Origin of the sequence: Mammaliicoccus sp. O-M54 (assembly GCF_022386035.1) — a bacterium.
Taxonomy (GTDB): Bacteria; Bacillota; Bacilli; order Staphylococcales; family Staphylococcaceae; genus Mammaliicoccus; species Mammaliicoccus sciuri_A.
Map to the genome: position 1 here is coordinate 38,853 of NZ_JAJNJE010000005.1, position 23,634 is coordinate 62,486.

Consider the following 23,634-nt stretch of genomic DNA (forward strand, 5'->3'; position numbering starts at 1 on the left):
ATGATATCAAAAATATTACACAAGAGGATTGTAGGTGTATCACTAGTAATATTACTGATAATTCAGTCTATTATCGTCAAAATTACGCTGAAACTTACGCGCACTAACTATAGAAGCATTATAAGAAACATTAAATTCTTGCTATGAACTTTTCATAATCAAAATATGATTGATTCATTTTACACATCTAAAATTTTACATTTTTATTCTATGATCTTATTTCTTAGTAATGAAATCGACTTTAAAATTTTATATATCTACTTTCAAAACCGTCATGAAAGGATTCTATTTCATTATATAAAATCCGACTATTTTATCATCCAATTGTATACAATCGGTAAATTTAGGTGTAATATTACAAAATATAACGAACGTAATTCATTATTACATTATTTCTTCTACATTGTAATCTTTTGTTATTTGACTGTAATTTACAAAGCCTCTATATATGTTATTGTTGTCTTGTCCTAAATTTAAGGGAAGAATTTTTAACTAACAAAGAAATTATCATCTTAAAAAAGATACTATAAATAAAAAATTTATTCGGAGGGTTTTAAAATTATGAAAAAAGCATTTTTAACTTCATCATTAGCAGTAGCAATCGGAGCAACAGGTGTTGCATCTACACAAGTAGCAGACGCAGCTGAACAGGACGTAAATAAAGAGCAATTAGCTCAATTAGCTCAATCTAATTCACCAGAACTTAATGAGCATGCGATTCAAGAAGGCGCATATAACATTAACTTCACATTAGATGGTTTCGAGTATAACTTCCAATCAGATGGTCATAACTTTACTTGGGAATACCATGCAACTAATGCAGCTGACTCTGAAAGCACTCAAGCTCCTGTAGCTGAGCAACAACAACCAGTAGCTGAAGAAAACGTAGCTGAACAAACTCCAGCTCCAGCAGCAAACAACACAGCTAATGAACAAGCAACTCAAGAAGCACCTCAACAAGTAGAAGCACCAAAACAAGAAACACAACAAACTCAACAAACTACTACACAAACAACTCAAACATCTACAACTTCATCTTCAGCTTCTGAAGGTTCAAGTGTAAATGTTAATGATCACTTAAAACTTATTGCTCAACGTGAATCTGGCGGAGACTTAAAAGCTGTTAACCCAACTTCAGGTGCAGCAGGTAAATACCAATTCTTACAAAGCACTTGGGATTCAGTAGCACCATCTGAATGGGTAGGTAAATCTCCAACAGAAGCTCCAGAATCAGTACAAGATGCAGCAGCTGTTAAATTATACAACACTGCAGGCCCTTCACAATGGGTAACTGCATAATATATAAGCAGTATTAAAATTTTATTCAACACATTAATCCAACGCCCCCGGCAATAGCCAGGGGCGTTTTTTTGTATATATTTTTATTTATTAAACATATTATTTACGATTTGTGCAACTTCTGGAAACTCAGTATAACCGTCTGAATCACAGAAATGACCTTCATGTTCAACAATAACCTCTTCAGATTGAAGCTTTTCTGCTAATCGTTCACTTAAATTTCTCGGGACTAAACAGTCATTAGATGCTATGACACTCACAATGTTTGGCACTTGTTTAATAATCTTTTCAAAATCTACTTGTGTTTGATCCATGTAAGTATCAATTTTATTCAAGTTAGGAATCTTTTCATAAAAACCTGCCACAAGAACAAGTCCTTTAACATTCCATTCTCCTTCAAATCTAGATAGATAATCTAATACAGTCACAACACCTAAACTATGTGCAACGATTACATTATTACCACTCGTTATATCTACTTCATCTAATAAAGTCTTATTCCAATCTTCTAACACTGGATTTGATGAATTAGGAAAGTCCAATATTTTACTATCTATATCGTCAAATTGTTCTGTTAACCATTTAAACCAATGCTTTTTACTGTTTGCAGTATAGCCATGTGCTATATATAAATGTTTATCCATATTCATCACCTCTTCTATTTATTGTAAGAGCGCATTAATGATACCTATTATAATACCTCCGAATGGAATTACGACCCACCAATATCTTGATAGGAACTCCCAACCATTCATCGGGCGATTATAATAATTTTGATTATAATTAGGGTCATTTCGATAAGTCTCAATTATCGTGTTTTTTAAATTTTTATCCCCTTTGATTAGCTCATCTAAAGAAACATCAAAGATATCGCTCATTTGCACGAGTATATCTATACCTGGATATACTTTACCGAGTTCCCATTTAGAAACACTTTGTCTTGTGACATGTAATTTGTTAGCAAGTTCTTCTTGAGACCATCCATTAATTTCTCTCTCTTCTTTAATTCTAGCTCCAATATTCATATCAACCAACTCCTTATGTTTACTATATAACGACTACTTTAAAATATCCCGATACTATACTTTGCACCGTGAGCAACTTGAAGTTGCAAACGCATGATACTAACCTTTAACACCATTATATACTTTTTTAACAATACGTCATTTATTTTTAGAGGTTACTCTGCCTTCTGTCTTATTTTCAAAAAATGCTATTAATCGTACATTCCGTAATTATAATTGTACTTTGTTATACTATATATATCATATCGATAAAGGAGCGAACAACATGACAATCCCGATTATTATTGACACGGACCCTGGAATTGATGATATTATAGCGATTTCTGCAGCACTACATAGTAAAGAATTAGATGTAAAATTAATCACAACTATTGGTGGTAATGTAGGCATTGAACGCACAACTCAAAATGCATTAGATATTGTAAGTTACTTTCATTCAAATACGCCAGTTGCTAAAGGTGTAGACAAACCACTCATCAATACACTTGAAACTGCAGAACATGTACATGGTCAAAATGGTATAGGAAATGCTCAAATCAAGACCAATTTACATAATGATATTTTAGAAGAACATGCTGTTATCGCAATGAGAGATACTATCTTGAATTCTGAAGAACCTATTACACTCGTACCAATTGGGCCACTAACAAATATAGGGCTGTTATTCTCACTATTTCCTGAAACTAAAAAGAACATTAAACAAATCGTGTTAATGGGCGGCGCAGCAGTTGGAGGAAACGCTACACCCGTTGCAGAATTTAATATTTTTGTAGACCCACATGCAGCAAAAATTGTCTTCGATCAAGATGTCCCAATCGTAATGTGTGGACTTGATGTAACAAGAGAAACTATGATCAATAAAGATGATTTAAGCATCATTAAAACACAAGGAGACTTTGGAAACATCATTATAGATATGTTATCTTCATACAACGATGTAAATGCCGGCGAAGAACATGAACATATCATTCATGACTTATGTACAATTTTCTACTTATTATATCCAGAAATGTTTACAACACAGCGTGCCGATGTATCTGTCATAATAGAAGGACAAGCAGCAGGATGTACAAACACTGAATTTAGTGATGAAGGTAAAGTCGAAGTATGTATGCATGCACAAAACGAACAATTCCGAGAAAAATTTGTAGACTTTATTAAAGCAATACATCAAGATCAATAACTATACTTTGTTTATATAAAATAATGAGACTGGAATATTGCATTCCAGTCTCTTTCATATGGGAAATTTGAGGGAGACGAGCTCTATGTTGCTTGTTTGGAGAGTCTTGCAACATACGGTGGCTCTATGTTGCTTGTTTAGGCAGTCTTGCAACATACGGGTGTTCTATGTTGCTTGTTTGGGCAGTCTTGCAACATACGAGCGTTCTATGTTGCTTGTTTAGGTAGTCTTGCAACATACGGAGTTTCTATATTGCTTGTTTGGGCAGTCTTGCAACATACAGGCATTCTATGTTGCTTGTTTGGTCAATCTAGCAATATACGGGCGTTCTATGTTGCTTGTTTGGACAGTCTTGATAAATACGAGGCGCCTATTTATCTTGTTTGGCCAGTCTTGATAAATACGAAGCTTCTATTTATCTTGTTTGCTCAGTCTTGATAAATACAACGCTCCTATTTATCTTGTTTGCTCAGTCTTGATAAATACAACGCCTCTATTTATCTTGTTTTGTCAATTTTGATAAATACAATGCCCTGAATATTGCTAGTCGCTCCTCACTTGCAATATTCAGTCCTCCAACATTGCTTGTCGCACCTCACTTGCAATATTCAGTCCTCCAACATTGCTAGTCGCACCTCACTTGCAATATTCAGCCTCTCAACATTGCTTGTCACGCCCCACTTGCAATATTCAGCCTCCCAACATTGCTAGTCACACCTCACTTGCAATGTTCAGTCCTCCAACATTGCTAGTCGCACTCCACTTGCAATGTTCAGTCCTCCATCTACATGTTTCTGAAAATATGAAAAAGCGTTTGAGACATAATTCCTAACTCAAATTAAATAACACCTCATTTACTGATTTAATCAGTAAAAATGAAGTGTTACTTTTTTATAATCTACGTTTTTGTTCGTGCATGTTTGCCTAAGGTATGGCTCGATCTTGTAGTCTCTGGCTCATACGATTCCCTCAGACATCAGCACTTTACAAAATCGATATACATTTCCACTTTATACAAAAAATAGAACACTCTCGTATAGTGTACTTGAGTATCTCAAAAACTACATTAACGAGGTGCTTATCTAACTTAAGTAGATAATGTATATCAAACTGTAACCAAAAATTTATGAAGAATAATGTGTGGAATACTTCAAGTATAAGAAAAAATGGTAGCTCTAATAGCTACCAAAAAGATTTAAAAGAGAAATATAGTGGGAATTCAAATTTACAAATGAATTTCCACTATATTTTACTTTCTAAAATATTTAAGTCTCAATACGAAAGAATTCATAAATGGTGATTGCTAGATGTATATATATATAGGTAGTCGTTTTTCAAAAACAACAACTTGATTAATTCCCTTATTCTTTATAAACATTTTTGCAGATTCGAAATTATAAAAAATATCTTTAGCTCTATGTGCATCTGAACCTAGAGTAAACATATGACCCCCTAAACTTAAATACCTATCTACTACATAATCATATAAATCTAAATTATTGTATTTATACATACTTTTTGTATTAAGTTCTAAAGCAATGTTATTTTCGATACACACTAAAAGAATTTTATTAATAATAACATCATACTTTTTTATATTTTCTAAAGTTATATCATGTATTCTTAAGCCATAATCAAAATGAGCTAAAATATTAAAATCAGACATATCTATAACAGCTTGATATAAATGATTAAAGTAATCACAAATTATATCATTACTACTTTTTTTTATATTTTCATCCATATAATCATAATAATTATTATGATGACAACTTAATATAATAGAATCGTATTCCTTATTATAAAGGTATTCTCGAATCTTGTTTTTGTCTCCTAAAGAATAACCAACTTCAATCCCCAATAAAATATCTACTTCTTCACTAATTTCTAAACTATCTTTGATTTCTAATAATTTATTATAATTAGGAATATCATCATTAAAATTCGTCATTGGATTATTTAAATCAAAGTGATCTGTATAAATTACTTTTTTACTATATTTCAAATAATTTTCTGGTAATTCCTCACAATCATATGAAAGATAAGAATGTACATGTTGATCATATAAAATAATCTTCCACCAGCCTTTTAACTATTTACAAAGTCTGATTCACGTTTCCATAAATCGGTTTATTTTATAATAGTTTTCATTCTCTTTTAAAGTCAATTTTATTAACTCGACCAAATCAATCAGAGAGATTTCAGACATAAGTTTACGCATTCTATATTTCTTTTTTACATTCTAATAAATCTATCACTATCTCTCAAACCAAAATAATTTTCTGTTTACAACTAAGGTCGTAAAACATTATTTTTCAGTGTTCTATATTATATAGTAGTTATTTAAATCTTCTTCAAATTATAAGATACATCAAATCTTGTATAACAGCTATATTCAATAATGCAGAGAACATTTCTGTCCTAGACGCTTTATATTAAAGGCTTAATATTCACCTTTATCTTCTTTATGATAACCTCTTAAGAAGTATATGATTGCCATTACGGATAAGAATACAATACCGATAATAACAGAAACGCGTGTTTCTGAATTGAACAACATACCGATTAATACTAAGATAAAGAATCCTAATGTTAAATAGTTAGAGTATGGTGCAAACGGCATCTTGAATGGATGATCTTTAATTTCATCTGAATGATTTCTTCTAAATTGAATATGACTAAATAAAATCATAAACCAAGGAACCATACCTGGTAGTATTGATGCACTGTATACATACACAAAGATATTTTCAGAACCATCAATCACTAATGGTAATACAATATTTAAAATAACACCTACAAAAATACCAATTGAAATTGCTAATACTGCAAAGAATGGTACCCCTGTTTTCATAACTTTTGTGAAAATACGAGGCATTTGTCCTTTTTGAGCTAATGTATAAACCATACGGCTTGAACTGAATATACCTGAGTTACAACCTGACATTGCTGCTGTTATAACAACAAAGTTAATTAATCCTGCCGCAATTGTAATACCTACTTTTGCGAATGTTGCAACAAATGGACTACCTACGTTACCTAATTGATCCCATGGATAAACTGTTACAATAACGAATATTGCACCTATGTAAAAGATTAAAATACGCCAAATTACACCATTAACGGCTTTTTTAATATTTTTCTGTGGATCTTTCGTTTCACCAGCTGTAATCCCTATTAATTCTACCCCTTGATAAGAACCTACAACCATAGATAATGCAAAGAAGAAACCTACGATACCTTTAGGGAAGAATCCACCATGTTCTGTTAAGTTTCCTAATCCTATAGCATTCCCGCCATTTCCAAGTCCAAAGAAGATTAGACCGAAACCAGCTATAATCATTAAAATAATTGTTACAACTTTAATCATTGCAAACCAGAATTCAAATTCACCGAAAGCTTTAACTGACGTTAAATTTGCTGCAGCTAAAGTTACTACTACTATTACCCCTGGTATCCATGTTGGTAAATCTGGCCACCAGTATTGCATATATTGACCAACAGCGATTACTTCACTCATACCTACTACTATCCACTGGAATATGTTACTCCAAGCTGTTACATAACCAGCTACTGGATGTAAATAATCACTCGCATAGTTGGCGAATGATCCTGTAGTCGGATACAAATAAACTAATTCTCCCATTGCTCTCATTACTAAATACAAGAAAAGGCCTGCTACTAAATAAGCGAATATTGCAGATGGTCCCGACCATTTGATAGTGCTTGAAGCACCCATAAACAAACCAACACCTATTGTTCCACCAAGTGCAATCATCTGTACTTGACGTGAACTCAGACCCCTTTTTAAATGATTGTCTTCCATTCTTTCGTGTCACTCCTCATTACAAACTTTTCAGTTAAGATTTATCTATTTAATTTTATTCAAACTTCATGGGACAATTATACTATAAATAATCAGAAAATAAAGCACTACTAGAAAGCGTTTTCCTTTTTTTATAAAATTATATGTATTTTGTTCATAATATTGTAATTTATTTATAATTAATAAATAGAAATAAAGAAAACGAGACATTAATTTAATGTCTCGCTCCTAAAGTTTGTTCTATTGTAATATTTCTACCAGCACGTGATCCTATAATCATAATGATAATTGACGTAACAAGTAGTATGCTAAATGACGTATTCCAACTATTTGTAGCATCGTGCAGTATACCGAATAGTAATGGACCAATCGCAGCAAATAAATACCCTACTGACTGTGACATACCTGATAATTTAGCTGCCGTTAAACCATTTTCTGTTCTTAATCCAAAGAATGTATTAACAAGACCAAATGCTAAACCACTGGCAATACCAATCAATATAATACCTAAAAATGCCCAGTTAGGTTGTAACATTAACGTTAGTATACCTAATACGAAAAGTAATCCTGTCACAAAAGTAATCAGAACTTGGTTCTTCATTTTTTCAGCAAATATAGGTGTGACAAAAGTTAGTGGAATAATGGCTAATTGAAGAATCGATAAATAAATCCCCGCTTCATTAATCGGCGTACCATGACTTAATAAAAATTCAGGTAACCAATTTATCAATGAATAAAATATCATTGACTGACCGCCCATTAATAGCGTAATTTGCCATGACAATGGTGATTTCCAAACATTTATATTTGTCGTTGTTTGAGAACTATTAACTGTTTCATGTTTGTTTAACTGGAATGACCATATAATAATCCCAATAAACGTTACAATACCAATTAAACTGATTGCTATGTTGTAATTAAAATGTTTAACAAGTGGTGCTGTAACATATGATGAAGCACTTCCGAATATATTCATCACAACTGTGTAATAACCTGTCATGATACCTATACGTAAAGGGAAGTTCATTTTAATGATACCTGGTGTTAACACATTTCCAAACGCAATCCCCACACCTATTAATATCGTACCGACATATAACCAAGAGACGCCCGTAATCGCTCTTAAAGCAATACCTATACAAATTAATATGAGTGCACCAAAAACTGTACGTTCTAATCCAAATTTATGACTAATTTTAGCAGCGAATAGTGAAATTACTGCAAATGAAAGCAATGGAATAATTGTGATTAAACTGACAGATGTATTGGATAAATTTAAAGTTTCTTTAATTGAAGGTAATGCAATCCCTACTGAAGTAATAGGTGCTCTTAAACTTGCTCCAATTAGTAAGATACCAATAAATAATATTAAAGTTTGTTTTTTACTTCTATTTATTTGATCCATCTTTTTATTATCTCCCTAAAGTGAATTTCTGTTATACTGTTCTTAACGTTCGTTATAAAGAACACAGTATATTGTACAACGCGTTCGTTATAAAGTAAATAGGAGTGTTTATATTTATGAAAGATATCCATACAATTGTTGCGCATAATTTGTCACAGTACCGAACTTCGCAACAATTAAGCCTAAGCACAGTATCTAAATTGACAGGCGTTAGCAAAACAATGCTCAATCAAATTGAGAATGGACAATCTAATCCTACCATTACAACTTTATGGAAAATAGCAAATGGCTTACATTTACCTATATCCGATTTAATTTCTAACAAAGAAGATAACATTAATTGTGTGTCTAAATCAGACATTACACCTATATATAACGATAATCAATCCGTCACGATATACCCATATTTCCCATTTAATATTGATAAAAATTTTGAAATGTTTAATATGATTTTACAAAGTGGAGCTGAAATGATATCAGAAGGCCATCACAATGGATCTGAAGAGTACATTATCGTTCATAGCGGTACACTTGAAGTCGATATCAATGGCGTTAAACACATAGTTCGTAAAGATGATGCTATACGTTTTGAATCTGACGTAACACATACTTATCGTAATATAGGTGAAGATAATGTTCATTTAACAGCAACTATACAATATCAACACAATAAATAAAGGATTGGGATAAATTTTTATCCCAATCCTTTTACTTATCATTTAATATGTCATCCATTGTTCTCTGAACACTACCTGCATACATTGAACCAAACTTCACTAAGTGCACCATCAATAAGTAAAGTTCATAAAATTTAATTCTTTCATTTGCACCTTTACTTAAAGGTAATGCTTCATCATAAGCTTTATAAAATGCCTCCGTGAAACCACCAAAGACTCTTGTTGCTCCTAAATCAAATTCACGATCTCCATATAATGGAGAAGGGTCGAATAATGCTGGTTCCCCGTTGGATAAGAACATATAATTACCTGCCCACAAGTCTCCATGTAGTAATGACGGTTTACTTTTATGTTCTGTTAAGGCTTCAATAATGACTGTACGTACTTGTTCAAATTGTTGAAGTTCGTCCTTAGACCAAAGTCCTCTTCTTACAATTTCGTCTCTTAATTGGTCTAAACGTTGCTCGACAAATATATTAATCCATGTATCTTTCCAACCATTTTCGAACGTAATATCACTACCATGATAAGGTAAATGAAATCCAAATTTACCATCTTGTTGATAATGACTATGCAATTTCGCTACCAGTTTGCCGAGTTCACTTTGACTACCTCGACGACCTTCTTCAAGATAACTTAGTATTAAATACGCATCTCCATTAATTTGACCGTAACCTTTAACAACAGGCGCTGTAACACCCGCTTCTTCAAATGCTTCTAAACCAGCAATTTCGGCAGCGTAAAAATCTTCGCTTCTATTATGTTGAACAAGTAGAAAATCCGTTCCACTCTGTCTTTCAATTCTATATGCTTCATTCACATCTCCACCACTTACTGGTATGAGCTCTTTAATATCATCTATAGGTAATTGTGATTGCCAATCTTTATTCATGACGATCCCTCCTATGTGTTATTGTATTAAAAATTATTCAAAGTTCAAAACAACAGCTATTTATTATTGTTTAACCTACTCAAAGGTTAATGATTCAAACTTATAAATCATCTGCAAAATCAACTCGCCATCTTTCGTAAGATGATAATAGATGTTTGGGGGCATAATCTCTTCAGTTCTAATATTGATAAGATTATTTTCCTTCAACAATTCTAGAGATGCTTTAATAATACTACTATCCACTTTCTCAAACGCTGAAAGTAATGCTTTTTCTTCTCTTTCACAATCACTCATATAATTTAATAGTTGAATACCGTAATTTTGAATAAGGTGATTCATATTTTGTTCAACCTTCACTTCATTAATTGAAGTCACTTAAATAACCCCATTTCATATTAAGTAAATTGATACATCCATATGTTAGCTTTTTAAATTATTTTTATACGATTTCACAATTTGCTGTTTCGCATCTTTATCTGCTTCGAAATACCAAATACCATCACTCTCTACTTGATTCACACCATCGATAGATATCTTCTCAAAATGTTCTGTTGCACTTTTATAGTCAGTGATTAGTTTTCTTGTGTCATTTAAATTAAAGCTTGTTGTAATGTTATCTTGAGCGACATTCATCAACTCATTGAAATTATTGACATTCAAATTATTTTTAAGTTTTTTACTTGTTGCTTCTATTACAATACGTTGTCTTTCTTGTCTTCCTTCATCATCTCCAGCGCCTTCTTCTTTACGGCTACGCACAAAGTCTAATGCTTCTTGTCCATTTAATTTCACTTTCTCTCCAGCTTTAAATTTTGTACCGTTAAAAGTAAATGATTTATTACTTTTAACATTTACACCGTCTAGGGCATCGATTGTCTTTTTAAAGCCATCCATATCTACTGTTATATACCCATCTATCGGTATATTGAATTCATTTTTTAATGTTTGTACTGCTGTTTTTGATCCACCGTATGCATATGCATGTGCAACTTTATCATGACTACTATATCCAGGAATATTTACTGCCATATCACGTGGAACACTAACGAGTTTCGTTGTTTTAGTTTTAGGATTAATTGAAGCTAACATGATTGAATCCGTTCTTTCACCTATATTTTCTGATTCTCTTTCTTTGTTAGAATCTACACCAAAAATCGCGATAGAAATCGGCTTATTGTTTTTAATTTTTTCTTTCACATGTTTTGTATCTTGTTTATTGATGGGTTGATAAACTTTGTTATTTATATTAATCGCCTTTACTGTTACAAATATACCAGCAATTAAGACGATGGCTGCAATAATAATTGTTACTTTACCTCTTCTTGTTAGCTTCATAGTCACACTCCTAGTTTTTATTTATAATTACCATGATAGCACTTTTAAGTAAATTACTAAATGATATTTAGGTAGTCCTAAAGTCCTATTGTCTAAAATTATTTTTATATTTACAATAGAAAAAAAGTCTAAATATTTACGTTCAAAGGAGCTTTAAGCACAATGAAGAAAGATTCCAAGCTCATTATTTGTTATGCTATTTTATTAATTTTAATCGTGTCATTGATTTTTACAAATTATATCAATCCTATTGATCAGTATGTCTATCAATTTATACAGACCCAAGCATTAGCATTTAGATTACATAATTATCTATCCATTATTTCATTTTTATTTTCACCTCTACATAGTGGTATATTAATATGCGTATTATTAATTGGATTATACTTTTATAATAGAAGAAATTTGCTACAGTATTTAATATTCTCTTTCTCATCACTATTTATCGGAACAGCGTTAAAGTATATTATTCAACGACCAAGACCTTCTGATTTAATTGATGGATACAGCTTTCCAAGCATGCATACACTAACATTATTTGTAGCCATTTTTCTCATACTAGCGTTATACAATCATGTAACGGTTAAATGGATTACTGCGATATTAATTTTATCTATGATGTGTTCAAGAATTTATTTAAGTGCACACTTCTTTTCTGATACTGTCGCAAGTTTAATTATTGTTCATTTAGTTTATTTAAGCGTTACTAAATTTATGCATCAGTACGCGCGCTCGTAAATTTCACCTCCTTTATTTTATGCTATGATAAAAATAAAGGAGGATTTTTTATGAGATATAATACTTTTAATCAACCAATTGGTGATGAAGTAGAATCATTTAAAGAACCGAATATGCCTAGTGTTGATATGCTTGAAGGTAAGTACAGTAAACTTGAACATTTAAACGAAAGTCATATCGATCAGTTATTCCCTTTATTATGTTCATCAGAAAATGATGCAAACTGGACGTATTTACCTCATGAACCGATTCACGATAAAGCTTCATTTACGCAATTAATCGAAGAAAGAATCATTTCTAAAGATCCTTATTTCTTTGCGATTGTCGACAAAGAAACACATCAAGCATTAGGTATAATGTCACTTTTAAGAATTAATCCTAAAGCTTCAACGATAGAAGTTGGCCACATTCATTATTCTTCACTACTTAAAAGAACGCGCATTGCTACTGAAGTACAATATTTACTTGCTCGATACGTTTTTGAAACTTTAAAATATAGACGTTATGAATGGAAATGCGATAGTTTGAACGCACCTTCGAAACATGCTGCCGAAAGACTTGGTTTCAAATATGAAGGTACTTTTCGACAAGCACTCGTATATAAAGGAAGAAGCCGCGATACAGATTGGTTCTCTATCATTGATAAAGAATGGCCATCCATCAAAAATCATTATGAAGAATGGCTAGATGAAAGTAATTTTAACCATGATGGTACACAAATTAATAAACTCTCAATAAACTAAATGTTTATATTTATAACGATGGGTATAATAAGTAAAAAGGATTGAGGAGATGAAGAAATGAATAATCAAAGAATTGTTCCGCATTTATGGTTCGATAACGAAGCGCAAGAAGCCGTCGATTATTATATGCAAACTTTTCCAGAATCAGAAATCATTTCAGATGTAACGTTTACAGATACACCATCCGGAGATGCAAAGCAGCTCACTTTTAATGTTTTTGGTTATAAATTTATGGCAATCAATGCTGGTCCTTATTTCACAAAAAATCCTTCCATATCATTTACAGTACTTTTCAATCAATCTGAAGCAGCGTTACTCGACAAAGTTTGGACTGCACTCGCACATAACGGGAAAATTATGATGGAACTTGGTGCTTATGACTTTAGTGAAAAATATGGATGGTTGGAAGATCAGTTTGGTGTTTCATGGCAACTCCTCATCACAGACCAACCATTCGATGATCGTATTAGACCATCATTTATGTTCATTAATGATAATGTCGGTAGAGCTGAAGAAGCAATTAACTACTACACAAGCGTATTTAAAAACAGTGGTGATATTAGTAAATTTTATTACCCAGAAGGCATGGAGCCAGACAAGCCAGATACACTCGCTCATGCAGAATTTAAATTAGAAGAGCAATATTTTGTCGCACTTGATAGTGCACATAAACATGAATTCAACTTAAATGAAGGTATTTCATTAATGCTATTTTTAGAAGACCAACAAGAAATTGATTATTATTGGGATAAATTATCTGCTGTACCAGAAGCCGAACAATGCGGATGGGTCAAAGATCAATTCGGTGTCTCATGGCAAATTGTCCCTAAAATCATGGACCAAATGGCAGAAGAAGGCACACCAGAACAAATCAGTAACGTTACAAAAGCATTCCTTAAGATGAAAAAATTCGATGTAGAAACTTTAATAAAAGCCTATGAAGGCAAATTATAGTAGTAAAAAAGACAGAAGCGTTGTGCATGCTTCTGTCTTTTTAATTTATTTAACCGGTACTGGCCATGTTTCTAAATGTTCAGCCATATCCCAGAACATATATTCATAGTAACTCGTTTTAACAATAATGTCTTCTAAGCGTTGTAATTCCGCTTCTGTCTTACCTTCTGCAACTTGATCCATCAACTGAATACAATCTTCTTTGTACTGACTAAATTCGTCCGAAGCATACATATTAATCCATTCTCCATATAAAGGATGGTCTGATGCTCCTTTAATTTCAGATAATTTTAACCCTATATAATTATAACTCCAAGTACATGTCAAAATAGCCGCAATAACATTCTCTATACCACCTTGTTGTGCCATATTCAACATATAACTCGTATAGCCAACAGTCGTTTGAGCTGGTTCTGTTTCTTCTAATTCCACTTCTGATATACCAAATTGCTTAGCATAACCTCTATGTAATGACATTTCAGTATTTAATGTACCATTCGCTAAATCAGCATAAGTCGCCATCATTTTTAAATCAGTTGATTTAGCTGCACCAATTGAGAATAGTCTCGCATATTCTATTAAATATATATAATCTTGCTTCAACCAATGTTTAAATTTTTCTTGATCTAACGTACCATCACCTAATCCTATAATAAAAGGATGTTCCATATAAGATTGCCAAATCGGTTCAACTCTATTGAATACTCTATCTGTAAATTTCATTTATAAATCCTCCTTATAATTAAAAAAACGCTATTTTCATTAAGAAAATAGCGTCATGAGTACCTTAAAATCAATACGCCACTTTCCTACGCCAGTATAAGCTGGATCAGGTTCAAGGAATTTTAAAGGTAATACTTTAATCTCAGCCTTTATAAAGGCACTTCCAGTGGTTTAAAATTATTTAATTTCTATACTCTTTCAACATATCTGTTTTATCCTAGGATTGCAAATAAAATTACATACAACTTTTATTACATGATTCTAAATAAGCTTTAGCCTGTTTATTTACTTCTTTAAAATCTATACCTTGCTTCATAGCTGCAAACACACAACCACAATAGCATTGTCTAAAAATTTCATACTCATTGCACATTTTAATCGATCTTTCATACCCCTTGTTCTTCTTAAAATCACTCGGTAAATAGTAAACATGATATAAATCTTGAACATCCATACCAAGTTCATTTATCAATTGTGCATTTTTCTTAGGTGACAACGTTAACGCACTCGCAAAATAATCATATCCAAGATCAGCTGCCGCTTCTGCAACGAGTTCTAAACGCATTTCGAAACAAGCCGTACATCTTAGCCCACCTTCATTTTCATCAGCTAAATCTTTACTTTTAACCATTTTCATAAATTTATGTGGTTCATAGGCTGCTTCAATATATTTAACATTAGAATTTGTACGCTCATTAAACTGTTCAACAAACGTTTCTTGAACTTTCGCCCTACGTTCATATTCACTTTTCGGATGAATATTTGGATTCGCAAAATAAATCGCAACATCTGCATATTGTGTTAATAACTCTAACGTATAAGTACTACAAGGCGCACAACAACTATGAATTAAAATAGAAGGTCTTGTTTCAGAACGTTCCCATTCAGAAATCATTTTACGCATAACCTTATCATAGTTAATCTTTTGATTTTTCATCTTAGCAATAATACCATCAGCTGAAATCACCATATCCCTAACCATTCCTTTATACAAAAATTGTCATTTTTACAATATTTTATAACATTCAAAAGGTGATAGCAATATGATGATTAGAGATAGTATAGGGATTTTAATAAATGACTTTTGCAATATTATCTTCACTTTGAGATTGGCCAGTTTTTAATAAAAATTGTGGCTAGGATAAACTATGTTACCCCAGCCACAATCAAATTTAAGCACTTGTTATTCTTTTTTACGATTTTTTCTTCTATTAAATAACATAATAGATCCTAATCCTGCGAATAATGTTGCGAATAAAGTACCATTATTATTGTTATTTTCTCCAGTATCAGGTAACTTACCATCGTTATTTTCATCATCCGATATTTCTGTTTCTGTATCAGCGTTCGCTACAAAATTTGTAGTAGTGTCATGATTACTTGAACTAATATTTATCAGGTCTTGATTATATTCATTGCTAACGTTACCTAAACCAAAGTCCTTATTTAAGTCATTCACTTCTGCTGTTTTGTTATCAGCATCTATTACAGAATCACTATCAACCGTTTCTGAATTTGTGCTTTCATCAGTAGCATTATTTCCTTCTAGATCTTCCTCTACATCCGAATAATTATTTCCGTTTGCATTTGTATCTTCACTTGGAACTGAATCTCCAACAGCATCTGGGTTATTATCACTTTCCGAATCAGTACCTTTTTCATCTTCAGTGTCTTCACCCTTATTGTTGTCTTTATCAGAACCAGTATTAGAACCATCTTCTGATTCTCCTCCTGATTCTTCAACTGTATCATTATTTTCTTCAGCAGGATCTGTTTCTCCTTCGTCTACATCCGAATCTTCTTCTGTATCTTCTGAGTTGTCGTCTCCGTCAGCATCTTCGTCAGTATTTGGATTTTCTTCTGAGTCTTCTTCCTCGTCTACATCTGAATCAGTATCATCGTTCTCATCCGAATCTTCGTCTGGTTCTTCTGGGTTGTCGTCTCCGTCAGAATCTTCTTCAGTATTTGGATTTTCTTCTGAGCCTTCATCCTCTCCTACATCTGAATCAGAGTCTTCTGTATTATCTTCGTCTTCGGATCCAGCATCGGAATTGTCCTCAGAATCTTCATTTTCACCAGTTCTGTCGTCTCCGTCAGTATCTTCTTCAGTATTTGGATCTTCTTCTGAGTCTTCTTCCTCACCTACATCTGAATCATCATTTTCTTCAGCATCTGGATCTTCTTCTGAGTCTTCTTCCTCGCTTACATCTGAATCAGGGTCTTCTGTATTACCTTCGTCTTCGGATCCAGTGTCGGAATCTCCATCGTTATCCTCACCTGGTTCTTCTCCTGTGCTGTCATCATTAGTATCTTCGTCGGATCCAGCATCGGAATTGTCGTCTGCATCTTCACCAGGTTCTTCTGTGTTGTTGTCACCATTGTCTTCTTCACTATTTGGTTCCTCTTCTGAGTCTTCATCATTGTCTTCGTCTGGTTCAGTTTCTTCTCCTGATTCTGAATCATCATTTTCTTCAGCATCTGGATTTTCTTCTGAGTCTTCTTCCTCGCTTACATCTGAATCAGAGTCTTCTGTATTATCTTCGTCTTCTGATCCAGCATCAGAATTGTCCTCAGAATCTTCATTTCCACCAGTACTGTCGTCTCCGTCAGTATCTTCTTCTGAGTCTTCTTCCTCTCCTACATCTGAGTCAGTGTCTTCTGTATTATCTTCATCTTCGGATCCAGTGTCTGAATTGTCATCTGTATCTTCACCAGGTTCTTCTGAGTTTTCATCTTCTGTATCTGGTTCTTCTGAGTCATCATTTGGTTCTTCTTCTGGGTCTTCATCCTCGCCTACATCTGAATCAGGGTCTTCTGTATTACCTTCGTCTTCGGATCCAGTGTCGGAATCTTCATCGTTATCCTCACCTGGTTCTTCTCCTGTGTTGTCATCTGAATCTTGGTCTTCGTCACCAACATCTGAATTGTCATCCTCAGGATCCGTTTCTTCTGAGTCATCATTTGGTTCTTCTTCTGGGTCTGGTTCATCACCAGTGCTGTCATCGTCATTCTCGTCTTCTGCTTCTGGGTCAACTTCAATAATTATAGAATCTTCATTACCATTTTTTGTTAATAAATCAAGATTTATTATTCCTGTTCCAACATCAGATTTAAAGTTATACTCGTGACTACCTGGTTGGTCAGAACCTGGTAAAATACCATCATCTGTTAATTCATTTAAATCTAACGTTAAAATATACGCCATATTAGTACCAATACTAAGAGAAACTAAACTTGATATCTTGCCGTATATCACACCAGTATTAGGATCAATATTTAAATCATTCCCCGTAATTGATTTATTATCCAACAACTTTAAATTCAAAACATCACGTGCTTCATAATCAATTCGTACTGCGTTTCTAAAATTAGGATTTGACATTAAATCTTTAAACTGAGGAGGCAACTGGAAAGTAGGGTAAGTACTTCCAATTCCCAGATTTACTAACGATCTACCTTCCATTTTTAATTGCAATTTACCATCGCTATGTGTAGCGTCAAGCTTCTTATTACTAAGAACTTCTACGTCAATTAAAGCATTGATGCTAATGTTCTCTTCTTTCGAATTTAAAGATTCTGGTTGTACGTTATCCGTTATATCTTCCGAATATGGTACATCTTCACTAATTTTTTCATCCACTTTAATATTTGTTTCTGAAGCGTTATTTGTTGTATCTACTTCATTATTTGATCCTTCTGTATTATCAAGTTCTGTTTTTTCTAGACTGTCTTCTACACTACCTTGTGTATCTTCAGATTCTTTAGCAACTTCTGATGAGCTGTTTCCATCTGTATCTATAGCATCTTCAACTTTCTCACTAGTATCTGAAGATTGATTAATATCTACTACATTTGTTCATCTGTTGAAGAAACTTCTTGTTCACTCTGTTGTTCTGTTTGTACTTCTGTTGCTTTTTCTGTATTTTGTTCTATTAAGTCACTATCTTTAACTGGATGCTCTTGAGACGATTGGTCATCATATGTAGCTTCCTCTTGTTCATTTGTTACTTTTTCATTATTTTCAACAATAGAAGCACCTTCTGAAACACTAGTATCTTCTTTATGCTCTTGTTCTAGAGTTGATTCTTCACCTAAAGATTCATTTGAGTTATTTCCCGTATTATCAGTTGTTTCATTAACTTTTGTATCTTGACCAGTTGATTTTATTGGTGCTTGTACTTGTTCAGTATTTAAGTCATTATCTTTTATGACTTCTTTTTTCTCTGAAGTTCCATCATCTTCTGATGAATTATTCGTAACCTTAATTGATGTTTCATAATTATTTTCACTTGCTTCTACTGTATTTATTCCCGAATACAGCGTTAAACCTATTAAAACTGATCCTGCTCCAACTGTAAATTTGCGTATTGAGTATCTTCTCTTTTCTCTCATGTCTTACTCCTCCCAAATTAATTAAATACACTTTTATAATACTACATAATTTTAATTTTGCACTATTTTTCTTTTACTAAAATCTAATAATATACAATCGATTTATATTTATATAAGATTTTAGTAATGTTATAAAATTACATTTAAGGCAATGTTAGAATATATTTATCCATTTAATAGTATTTATTTGTTTCGTAATATACACCGTTTTATATAGCTATAAAGAATTGTTGTATTATACAAATTATTAGTGAGACATATTTTGTACGAGTGCATACTAGATTAATAAGTGGAAAAGTAATAATCACACTATTTCGAAAACTTTATTTAAATAATAAAATTTACACAAAAAAAAGAAACAGATTTACTGTTTCTTTACTCACGTATTGTTCCTAAACCGATATTCATTTCAAATATAAATTCTATAAGACTATTCCTATAAGGAATAAATAAACCTTCTTTAATCATGCCTAATAATTCATCTTTTGTAACCCATTTTACTTCTTGTACTTCTTCTGTTGGAAAACTTAGTTTTTCTATATTTACTTCCTCGTGAATAACAAAGAAATCATCAAATGCATCATAGTAATTAATTGTGAAATGTGGTCTTTGATTAGACAAGTCTAATTGAATACCTAGTTCTTCATATGTTTCACGTTCTGCTGCATCTCTATTAGTATCACCTTGAACAGCACTACCTCCTGCTGAGAAATCCCACTTACCTGGCCACCCTTGTTTGTCATCTCTTCTTTTTTGTATTAGTAATTGTCCCTGTTTATTAATAATACAGACATGAATCACAAGATGATATCGATTAGCAGGTACTTCATTTCCTCTTGTCATCGTTTCATTTAATAACTGCCTATTTTCATCGTATAAATCCCAAGTTTCCATTCTCACCACTCCGTAATCATAGTAATTTTATTTTATCATATTGAAATTAACACCTTGTTATAGCTATTCATAAGTTATGTGTATTATTACAACTATCCATTTAGGTGTATGGTGTAAGGAAAGGGGATGATATTTTGAATAATATTTTTCATGATGAGCATAATAAGTATATGTATAGTGGACGAAAGGTTGATTATAATTGGGTAACTTTGATAAGAAGCATCATCAAACAATCTAATATTGATAAGCATAATGCACTAGACATCGGTTGTGGCGGCGGCATTTACACAAATCAATTAAGTGAATTTGGATTCAAGCATATCTTAGGTATAGACCAATCTGAAGTAATGATCGCATCAGCTAATGAACAAGCTTACAATAACCATATACAATTTGAAGTTGGAGATATATTCAATAATCATTTAGCCAACCAGTCACAGAATTTTATCCTTTCAAGAGCGCTCATTCATCATATTAAAGATTTACAAAAAGCTTTTTTAGAAACAAAGCGTATTCTAAAAGATAACAGCATATTTGTCATTCAAGATCGAACTATTGAAGATTTAGCGATTCCCGCTTCTTCAACCAATCTACGCGGATATTTATATGAGCACTTTCCAAAACTGCGGGATTTTGATTCAAAGAGAAGACATTCAGAAGCAGATGTTACAAAGGCATTATATGATGTTGGATTTAATAATGTTGAAACTTTAAAAATTAATGAAATTAGACAAACATATGCAACGATAGAATCCTTACAGCATGATTATTTATCAAGAAAAGGTCGTAGTATTCTATTTGAATTATCAGACCAAGAATTAAAAACATTTGTAGCACAATTTCCTAAATATGTAGGAGACGATTCTCCGATAATAGAAAAAGATCAGTGGACACTTTGGGTAGCATATCATTAAAAAAAGCATGGGAGGATACCCCATGCTTTTACTTCATATTCACCTAAATATGTTTTCTTTTTTCTTACCTCTCGCTAACTCATCTATTAATTTGTCTAAGTATCTAATTTCTTGCATAAGTGGTTCTTCGATTTCTTCAACTCTTATGCCACATATGACGCCTTTGATTAGTTTACGCTTTGGATTCATATTTGGTGCTTCTTCAAAAAATGTTCTAAAATCAGTTTTGTTCTCTAATTGCTGTTTTAATGATTCTTGACTATAACCTGTTAACCAAATGATGATTTCATCTACGTCTGCTTTTGTTTTACCTTTTTTCTCAGCTTTTGTGACGTAATGTGGATAAACATTTGATACTGGCATGTCGTATATTTTTTCATTCTTCATTATGCATCCCTCATTTTTTATCTTTATTTTATTATAAAGGGTAACAGCATTTATTGACTAATTTTAATCGTTATTCATCATCTTCGTCTAAGTCTTGTAGTAAATCATTTACTTTTACAATACTTTTTTGTGTTTCATTAATGATGTCCGCTTCTTGATTCAACATTTCTCCATTTAAATATGCTATAACCATAGGCAAATTCATCCCGGCATATAAATCAAACTGCTTTCCAGTCATTAAAGTTTTAGAAATGACATTGGCTGGTGTACCGCCTAGTAAATCAGTAAATACAGTTACTTGTTCATCATTGATTGCTGCTAGAAATTTCTTTTCAAAGTCTTCTTGTCCCTCGTCCGGCAAAAGCGCAACAGTTTCAATATTATCTTGTGGTCCTAATATCATTTCGACACTTTCTTTTAAACCTTCACACATTGAACCATGACTTGCTAAAATTAATTTTCCCATCGTGAAAACTCCTATTGATTAAATTTTTGCTAATACGCCTAGTGCAGATAATATAACCGTTACAATGATAACGATAAAGATTGCACGTGTTGAATTCATATGTTTTTTGCCTAATAACCAATAAATACCTAGTACAATTGCTAATGGTAATAATTTTGGTAAGATCATATCGACATTATTTTGAATATTAACCGTTAAATCACCAATTTTTGGTTCCCAAGCAAATTGAACTTTAACCATCGTGGCGACGAGTGCTCCGACCATAAATACCCCAAGCAATGTAGCAGCATTTGTTAATGATTCAAGCTTATGTTGCATCGTTGTTACTAAAGATATACCCTCTTTATATGCAAATTCTAATTGTTTCCATCTGAAGACCATAACGGCAATTTGTGCTGCTAACCATATAAAAGCACCAAACGGATTTCCGTTAATCGCCATATTGGCAGCTAACGCCCCAAATATAGTTGGAATTAATGAACCGAATATAGAGTCACCTACTGCGGCGAATGGTCCCATTAAACCTACTTTCATACCACTTACAGATTCTTTAGATTTAATTTGTTCTTGTTCTTCCATCGCGATATCAATACCCGTTACAATTGTGTTGAAAAAGTTACTCGTATTGAAGAATTGAGCATGTGTATGCATCATTTCTTTTAGTTCTGGTGTATCGTCACCATAAATTTTGCGTAATTGTGGAAGCATAATATATAAATAACCAGATCCTTGCATACGTTCATAGTTCCATCCTGCTTGGAAGCCTAATAAACTTCTTCTATTAATTTGTCTAAAATCTTTTTTAGTTAATTTATACTGACCTTCTGTTGTGACATTTTGTTCTTTAGGATCAACATTTTGATTATAGTTCGTCATCTTCAATCTCCCCTTCATCATCATTTTGAGAATTAGAAGTATTCATTTCTCCAGGTTGTACTGGTTTTGCTAAAGAAGTACGTTTGTATTCCATTGCAGCAAATGAAAATCCGATTAACGCAATGGCTAACATAGGTAGAGGATTGAATACCGCATCAAATTTCTTATCAAGTCCTGATACAGCTGTACCTAAACCACTCATACCATCAAATACTGTAGCTAATAACGCTGTTAATACAAATCCTAAAATGAAATACATATAATGTTTCTTAATAGGTAAGTATCTCAATAAGATTGCAAAACCGACTGCTGGTAATACAGCTCCTGCAGTTGTTAATCCATCTCCAAGCCACTTTAAGTCAGCGTTCAAGTAATTCACAACTGTTTTAACGACAGAACCCCCAAATGCTAATGCTAAGAATACTGGAATCATTCTTGATAATGCCCATGGAATAATACCTGCAATATAATAACGTTCAATTCCTTTATAATCCATTTGTTCGATTTTAGCGTCTATACGATGTGCAAAGAATGTATTTGTAAATCGAGCTAGAATATCTGTTTGAATCATCAAACTCGCAACAGGTACGGCTAATGTAGCAATTGCTTGCGTCGGTTGCATACCTAATGCAACTGAGAAAGCTACCGCTAAAATTGTACCTGAGTTCGCATCAATTCTAGATGCACCTCCGAATGTACCAACCCCTAAAATTGTTAACTGCATACTACCACCGATAATTAAACCAGTTGTTACATCTCCCATTATTAACCCTGCAATTAAACCTGCGAATACGGGTTGACTTATTGAAGAATAAAGATGAAGCTCATCCCATATTTGATAACCCGCATATAATGTTAAAAGCAGAACTTGCCACCATAATATTTCCATAATTAAAAACCCCTTT

Annotated in this window: 24 protein-coding genes and 1 riboswitch; of the genes, 7 read left to right on the top strand and 17 right to left on the bottom strand. The window is 32.7% G+C overall.

Annotated features, from left to right (window positions below):
• The first annotated feature begins 561 nt into the window (after nucleotides 1-561).
• On the top strand, nucleotides 562-1,299 hold the full coding sequence (locus LQ673_RS09595; protein ID WP_191836683.1) for a transglycosylase family protein: 738 nt from the start codon (nucleotides 562-564) through the stop codon (nucleotides 1,297-1,299).
• An 83-nt stretch (nucleotides 1,300-1,382) separates the two neighbouring features.
• On the opposite strand, the gene LQ673_RS09600 is transcribed toward LQ673_RS09595, so the two are convergent.
• Complete coding sequence (locus tag LQ673_RS09600; RefSeq protein ID WP_191836684.1) at nucleotides 1,383-1,943, bottom strand: RBBP9/YdeN family alpha/beta hydrolase; 561 nt, start codon at nucleotides 1,941-1,943, stop codon at nucleotides 1,383-1,385.
• Nucleotides 1,944-1,961: 18 nt separating this feature from the next.
• Nucleotides 1,962-2,324, bottom strand: coding sequence for a helix-turn-helix domain-containing protein (locus LQ673_RS09605; protein WP_037590219.1), 363 nt, complete (start codon nucleotides 2,322-2,324; stop codon nucleotides 1,962-1,964).
• Nucleotides 2,325-2,589: 265 nt separating this feature from the next.
• On the opposite strand from LQ673_RS09605, the gene LQ673_RS09610 reads away from it, so the two are divergent.
• Nucleotides 2,590-3,507 (top strand): nucleoside hydrolase, encoded by a 918-nt coding sequence (locus LQ673_RS09610; protein ID WP_239705505.1) that lies wholly within the window; start codon nucleotides 2,590-2,592, stop codon nucleotides 3,505-3,507.
• Nucleotides 3,508-4,810: 1,303 nt separating this feature from the next.
• Here LQ673_RS09610 and LQ673_RS09615 read toward each other — a convergent pair.
• The 3 genes from LQ673_RS09615 to LQ673_RS09625 form a co-directional block, all read right to left on the bottom strand.
• A complete protein-coding gene (locus LQ673_RS09615; RefSeq protein WP_308193321.1) occupies nucleotides 4,811-5,581 on the bottom strand; it encodes a PHP domain-containing protein in 771 nt (256 codons plus the stop codon).
• A gap of 369 nt (nucleotides 5,582-5,950) precedes the next feature.
• Nucleotides 5,951-7,333, bottom strand: a complete 1,383-nt coding sequence (locus LQ673_RS09620; protein ID WP_191836098.1) for an amino acid permease — start codon at nucleotides 7,331-7,333, stop codon at nucleotides 5,951-5,953.
• A gap of 214 nt (nucleotides 7,334-7,547) precedes the next feature.
• Nucleotides 7,548-8,738, bottom strand: a complete 1,191-nt coding sequence (locus LQ673_RS09625; protein ID WP_191836099.1) for a CynX/NimT family MFS transporter — start codon at nucleotides 8,736-8,738, stop codon at nucleotides 7,548-7,550.
• A gap of 116 nt (nucleotides 8,739-8,854) precedes the next feature.
• Here LQ673_RS09625 and LQ673_RS09630 point away from each other — a divergent pair, with 116 nt between their 5' ends.
• Nucleotides 8,855-9,415 (top strand): helix-turn-helix domain-containing protein, encoded by a 561-nt coding sequence (locus LQ673_RS09630; protein ID WP_037590546.1) that lies wholly within the window; start codon nucleotides 8,855-8,857, stop codon nucleotides 9,413-9,415.
• A 31-nt stretch (nucleotides 9,416-9,446) separates the two neighbouring features.
• Here the strand turns inward: LQ673_RS09630 and LQ673_RS09635 are convergent, their stop codons facing one another.
• The 3 genes from LQ673_RS09635 to LQ673_RS09645 all read right to left on the bottom strand — a co-directional run bounded on the left by LQ673_RS09635 (nucleotide 9,447) and on the right by LQ673_RS09645 (nucleotide 11,642).
• Nucleotides 9,447-10,307, bottom strand: a complete 861-nt coding sequence (locus LQ673_RS09635; RefSeq protein ID WP_037590547.1) for a fructosamine kinase family protein — start codon at nucleotides 10,305-10,307, stop codon at nucleotides 9,447-9,449.
• A 75-nt stretch (nucleotides 10,308-10,382) separates the two neighbouring features.
• Nucleotides 10,383-10,682: a winged helix-turn-helix transcriptional regulator gene (locus LQ673_RS09640; protein ID WP_191836100.1), complete on the bottom strand. Its 300-nt coding sequence runs from the start codon at nucleotides 10,680-10,682 to the stop codon at nucleotides 10,383-10,385.
• Nucleotides 10,683-10,727: 45 nt separating this feature from the next.
• The gene (locus LQ673_RS09645; RefSeq protein WP_191836101.1) at nucleotides 10,728-11,642 is read right to left on the bottom strand and encodes an LCP family protein; all 915 of its coding nucleotides are present in this window, start codon (nucleotides 11,640-11,642) and stop codon (nucleotides 10,728-10,730) included.
• Between the two features lie 162 nt (nucleotides 11,643-11,804).
• Between LQ673_RS09645 and LQ673_RS09650 the strand changes: the two genes are divergently transcribed.
• From LQ673_RS09650 to LQ673_RS09660, 3 genes are read left to right on the top strand one after another with little or no spacing between them, the layout of a single operon-like run.
• The gene (locus LQ673_RS09650; RefSeq protein ID WP_191836102.1) at nucleotides 11,805-12,380 is read left to right on the top strand and encodes a phosphatase PAP2 family protein; all 576 of its coding nucleotides are present in this window, start codon (nucleotides 11,805-11,807) and stop codon (nucleotides 12,378-12,380) included.
• Nucleotides 12,381-12,430: 50 nt separating this feature from the next.
• The gene (locus LQ673_RS09655; RefSeq protein WP_191836103.1) at nucleotides 12,431-13,123 is read left to right on the top strand and encodes a GNAT family N-acetyltransferase; all 693 of its coding nucleotides are present in this window, start codon (nucleotides 12,431-12,433) and stop codon (nucleotides 13,121-13,123) included.
• A 57-nt stretch (nucleotides 13,124-13,180) separates the two neighbouring features.
• Nucleotides 13,181-14,077, top strand: a complete 897-nt coding sequence (locus tag LQ673_RS09660; protein WP_191836104.1) for a VOC family protein — start codon at nucleotides 13,181-13,183, stop codon at nucleotides 14,075-14,077.
• Nucleotides 14,078-14,122: 45 nt separating this feature from the next.
• Here the strand turns inward: LQ673_RS09660 and tenA are convergent, their stop codons facing one another.
• The 5 genes from tenA to LQ673_RS09685 form a co-directional block, all read right to left on the bottom strand.
• Nucleotides 14,123-14,800, bottom strand: coding sequence for a thiaminase II (gene tenA, locus LQ673_RS09665; protein ID WP_239705501.1), 678 nt, complete (start codon nucleotides 14,798-14,800; stop codon nucleotides 14,123-14,125).
• A gap of 66 nt (nucleotides 14,801-14,866) precedes the next feature.
• A riboswitch (TPP riboswitch) is annotated at nucleotides 14,867-14,975 on the bottom strand.
• Nucleotides 14,976-15,035: 60 nt separating this feature from the next.
• Nucleotides 15,036-15,767, bottom strand: coding sequence for an epoxyqueuosine reductase QueH (locus LQ673_RS09670; protein WP_037590558.1), 732 nt, complete (start codon nucleotides 15,765-15,767; stop codon nucleotides 15,036-15,038).
• Nucleotides 15,768-15,983: 216 nt separating this feature from the next.
• Complete coding sequence (locus LQ673_RS09675) at nucleotides 15,984-18,440, bottom strand: LPXTG cell wall anchor domain-containing protein (protein ID WP_239745048.1); 2,457 nt, start codon at nucleotides 18,438-18,440, stop codon at nucleotides 15,984-15,986.
• A gap of 206 nt (nucleotides 18,441-18,646) precedes the next feature.
• Nucleotides 18,647-19,192 carry a YSIRK-type signal peptide-containing protein gene (locus LQ673_RS09680; protein ID WP_239705487.1) on the bottom strand — a complete coding sequence of 182 codons (546 nt, stop codon included), beginning with the start codon at nucleotides 19,190-19,192 and terminating at the stop codon, nucleotides 18,647-18,649.
• Between the two features lie 375 nt (nucleotides 19,193-19,567).
• Nucleotides 19,568-20,086 (bottom strand): NUDIX hydrolase, encoded by a 519-nt coding sequence (locus LQ673_RS09685; protein ID WP_185805762.1) that lies wholly within the window; start codon nucleotides 20,084-20,086, stop codon nucleotides 19,568-19,570.
• A gap of 134 nt (nucleotides 20,087-20,220) precedes the next feature.
• Between LQ673_RS09685 and LQ673_RS09690 the strand changes: the two genes are divergently transcribed.
• Nucleotides 20,221-21,000, top strand: a complete 780-nt coding sequence (locus LQ673_RS09690; RefSeq protein WP_126476443.1) for a class I SAM-dependent methyltransferase — start codon at nucleotides 20,221-20,223, stop codon at nucleotides 20,998-21,000.
• 39 nt (nucleotides 21,001-21,039) lie between these two features.
• Here LQ673_RS09690 and LQ673_RS09695 read toward each other — a convergent pair whose 3' ends face one another.
• From LQ673_RS09695 to LQ673_RS09710, 4 genes are all read right to left on the bottom strand, one after another.
• A complete protein-coding gene (locus tag LQ673_RS09695) occupies nucleotides 21,040-21,387 on the bottom strand; it encodes a DUF2200 domain-containing protein (protein WP_191836106.1) in 348 nt (115 codons plus the stop codon).
• Nucleotides 21,388-21,457: 70 nt separating this feature from the next.
• Entirely contained in the window at nucleotides 21,458-21,853 is a 396-nt protein-coding gene (locus tag LQ673_RS09700) for a PTS sugar transporter subunit IIA (protein ID WP_037590375.1), read from the bottom strand.
• 18 nt (nucleotides 21,854-21,871) lie between these two features.
• A complete protein-coding gene (locus LQ673_RS09705) occupies nucleotides 21,872-22,729 on the bottom strand; it encodes a PTS system mannose/fructose/sorbose family transporter subunit IID (RefSeq protein WP_126476441.1) in 858 nt (285 codons plus the stop codon).
• Entirely contained in the window at nucleotides 22,716-23,618 is a 903-nt protein-coding gene (locus tag LQ673_RS09710) for a PTS mannose/fructose/sorbose/N-acetylgalactosamine transporter subunit IIC (protein WP_025906947.1), read from the bottom strand. Before LQ673_RS09710 ends, LQ673_RS09705 begins: the two co-directional genes overlap by 14 nt.
• Between the last annotated feature and the right edge of the window lie 16 nt (nucleotides 23,619-23,634).

What these genes read in the sequence shown, in the direction of transcription:
- LQ673_RS09595 (WP_191836683.1), top strand. Translation starts at nt 562, where the DNA reads ATGAAAAAAGCATTTTTAACTTCATCATTAGCAGTAGCAATCGGAGCA.
- LQ673_RS09705 (WP_126476441.1), bottom strand. Translation starts at nt 22,729, where the DNA reads ATGACGAACTATAATCAAAATGTTGATCCTAAAGAACAAAATGTCACA.
- LQ673_RS09695 (WP_191836106.1), bottom strand. Translation starts at nt 21,387, where the DNA reads ATGAAGAATGAAAAAATATACGACATGCCAGTATCAAATGTTTATCCA.
- LQ673_RS09610 (WP_239705505.1), top strand. Translation starts at nt 2,590, where the DNA reads ATGACAATCCCGATTATTATTGACACGGACCCTGGAATTGATGATATT.
- LQ673_RS09650 (WP_191836102.1), top strand. Translation starts at nt 11,805, where the DNA reads ATGAAGAAAGATTCCAAGCTCATTATTTGTTATGCTATTTTATTAATT.
- LQ673_RS09600 (WP_191836684.1), bottom strand. Translation starts at nt 1,943, where the DNA reads ATGGATAAACATTTATATATAGCACATGGCTATACTGCAAACAGTAAA.
- LQ673_RS09630 (WP_037590546.1), top strand. Translation starts at nt 8,855, where the DNA reads ATGAAAGATATCCATACAATTGTTGCGCATAATTTGTCACAGTACCGA.
- LQ673_RS09660 (WP_191836104.1), top strand. Translation starts at nt 13,181, where the DNA reads ATGAATAATCAAAGAATTGTTCCGCATTTATGGTTCGATAACGAAGCG.
- LQ673_RS09645 (WP_191836101.1), bottom strand. Translation starts at nt 11,642, where the DNA reads ATGAAGCTAACAAGAAGAGGTAAAGTAACAATTATTATTGCAGCCATC.
- LQ673_RS09635 (WP_037590547.1), bottom strand. Translation starts at nt 10,307, where the DNA reads ATGAATAAAGATTGGCAATCACAATTACCTATAGATGATATTAAAGAG.
- LQ673_RS09605 (WP_037590219.1), bottom strand. Translation starts at nt 2,324, where the DNA reads ATGAATATTGGAGCTAGAATTAAAGAAGAGAGAGAAATTAATGGATGG.
- LQ673_RS09620 (WP_191836098.1), bottom strand. Translation starts at nt 7,333, where the DNA reads ATGGAAGACAATCATTTAAAAAGGGGTCTGAGTTCACGTCAAGTACAG.
- LQ673_RS09680 (WP_239705487.1), bottom strand. Translation starts at nt 19,192, where the DNA reads ATGAGAGAAAAGAGAAGATACTCAATACGCAAATTTACAGTTGGAGCA.
- LQ673_RS09625 (WP_191836099.1), bottom strand. Translation starts at nt 8,738, where the DNA reads ATGGATCAAATAAATAGAAGTAAAAAACAAACTTTAATATTATTTATT.
- LQ673_RS09710 (WP_025906947.1), bottom strand. Translation starts at nt 23,618, where the DNA reads ATGGAAATATTATGGTGGCAAGTTCTGCTTTTAACATTATATGCGGGT.
- LQ673_RS09700 (WP_037590375.1), bottom strand. Translation starts at nt 21,853, where the DNA reads ATGGGAAAATTAATTTTAGCAAGTCATGGTTCAATGTGTGAAGGTTTA.
- LQ673_RS09655 (WP_191836103.1), top strand. Translation starts at nt 12,431, where the DNA reads ATGAGATATAATACTTTTAATCAACCAATTGGTGATGAAGTAGAATCA.
- LQ673_RS09685 (WP_185805762.1), bottom strand. Translation starts at nt 20,086, where the DNA reads ATGGAAACTTGGGATTTATACGATGAAAATAGGCAGTTATTAAATGAA.
- tenA (WP_239705501.1), bottom strand. Translation starts at nt 14,800, where the DNA reads ATGAAATTTACAGATAGAGTATTCAATAGAGTTGAACCGATTTGGCAA.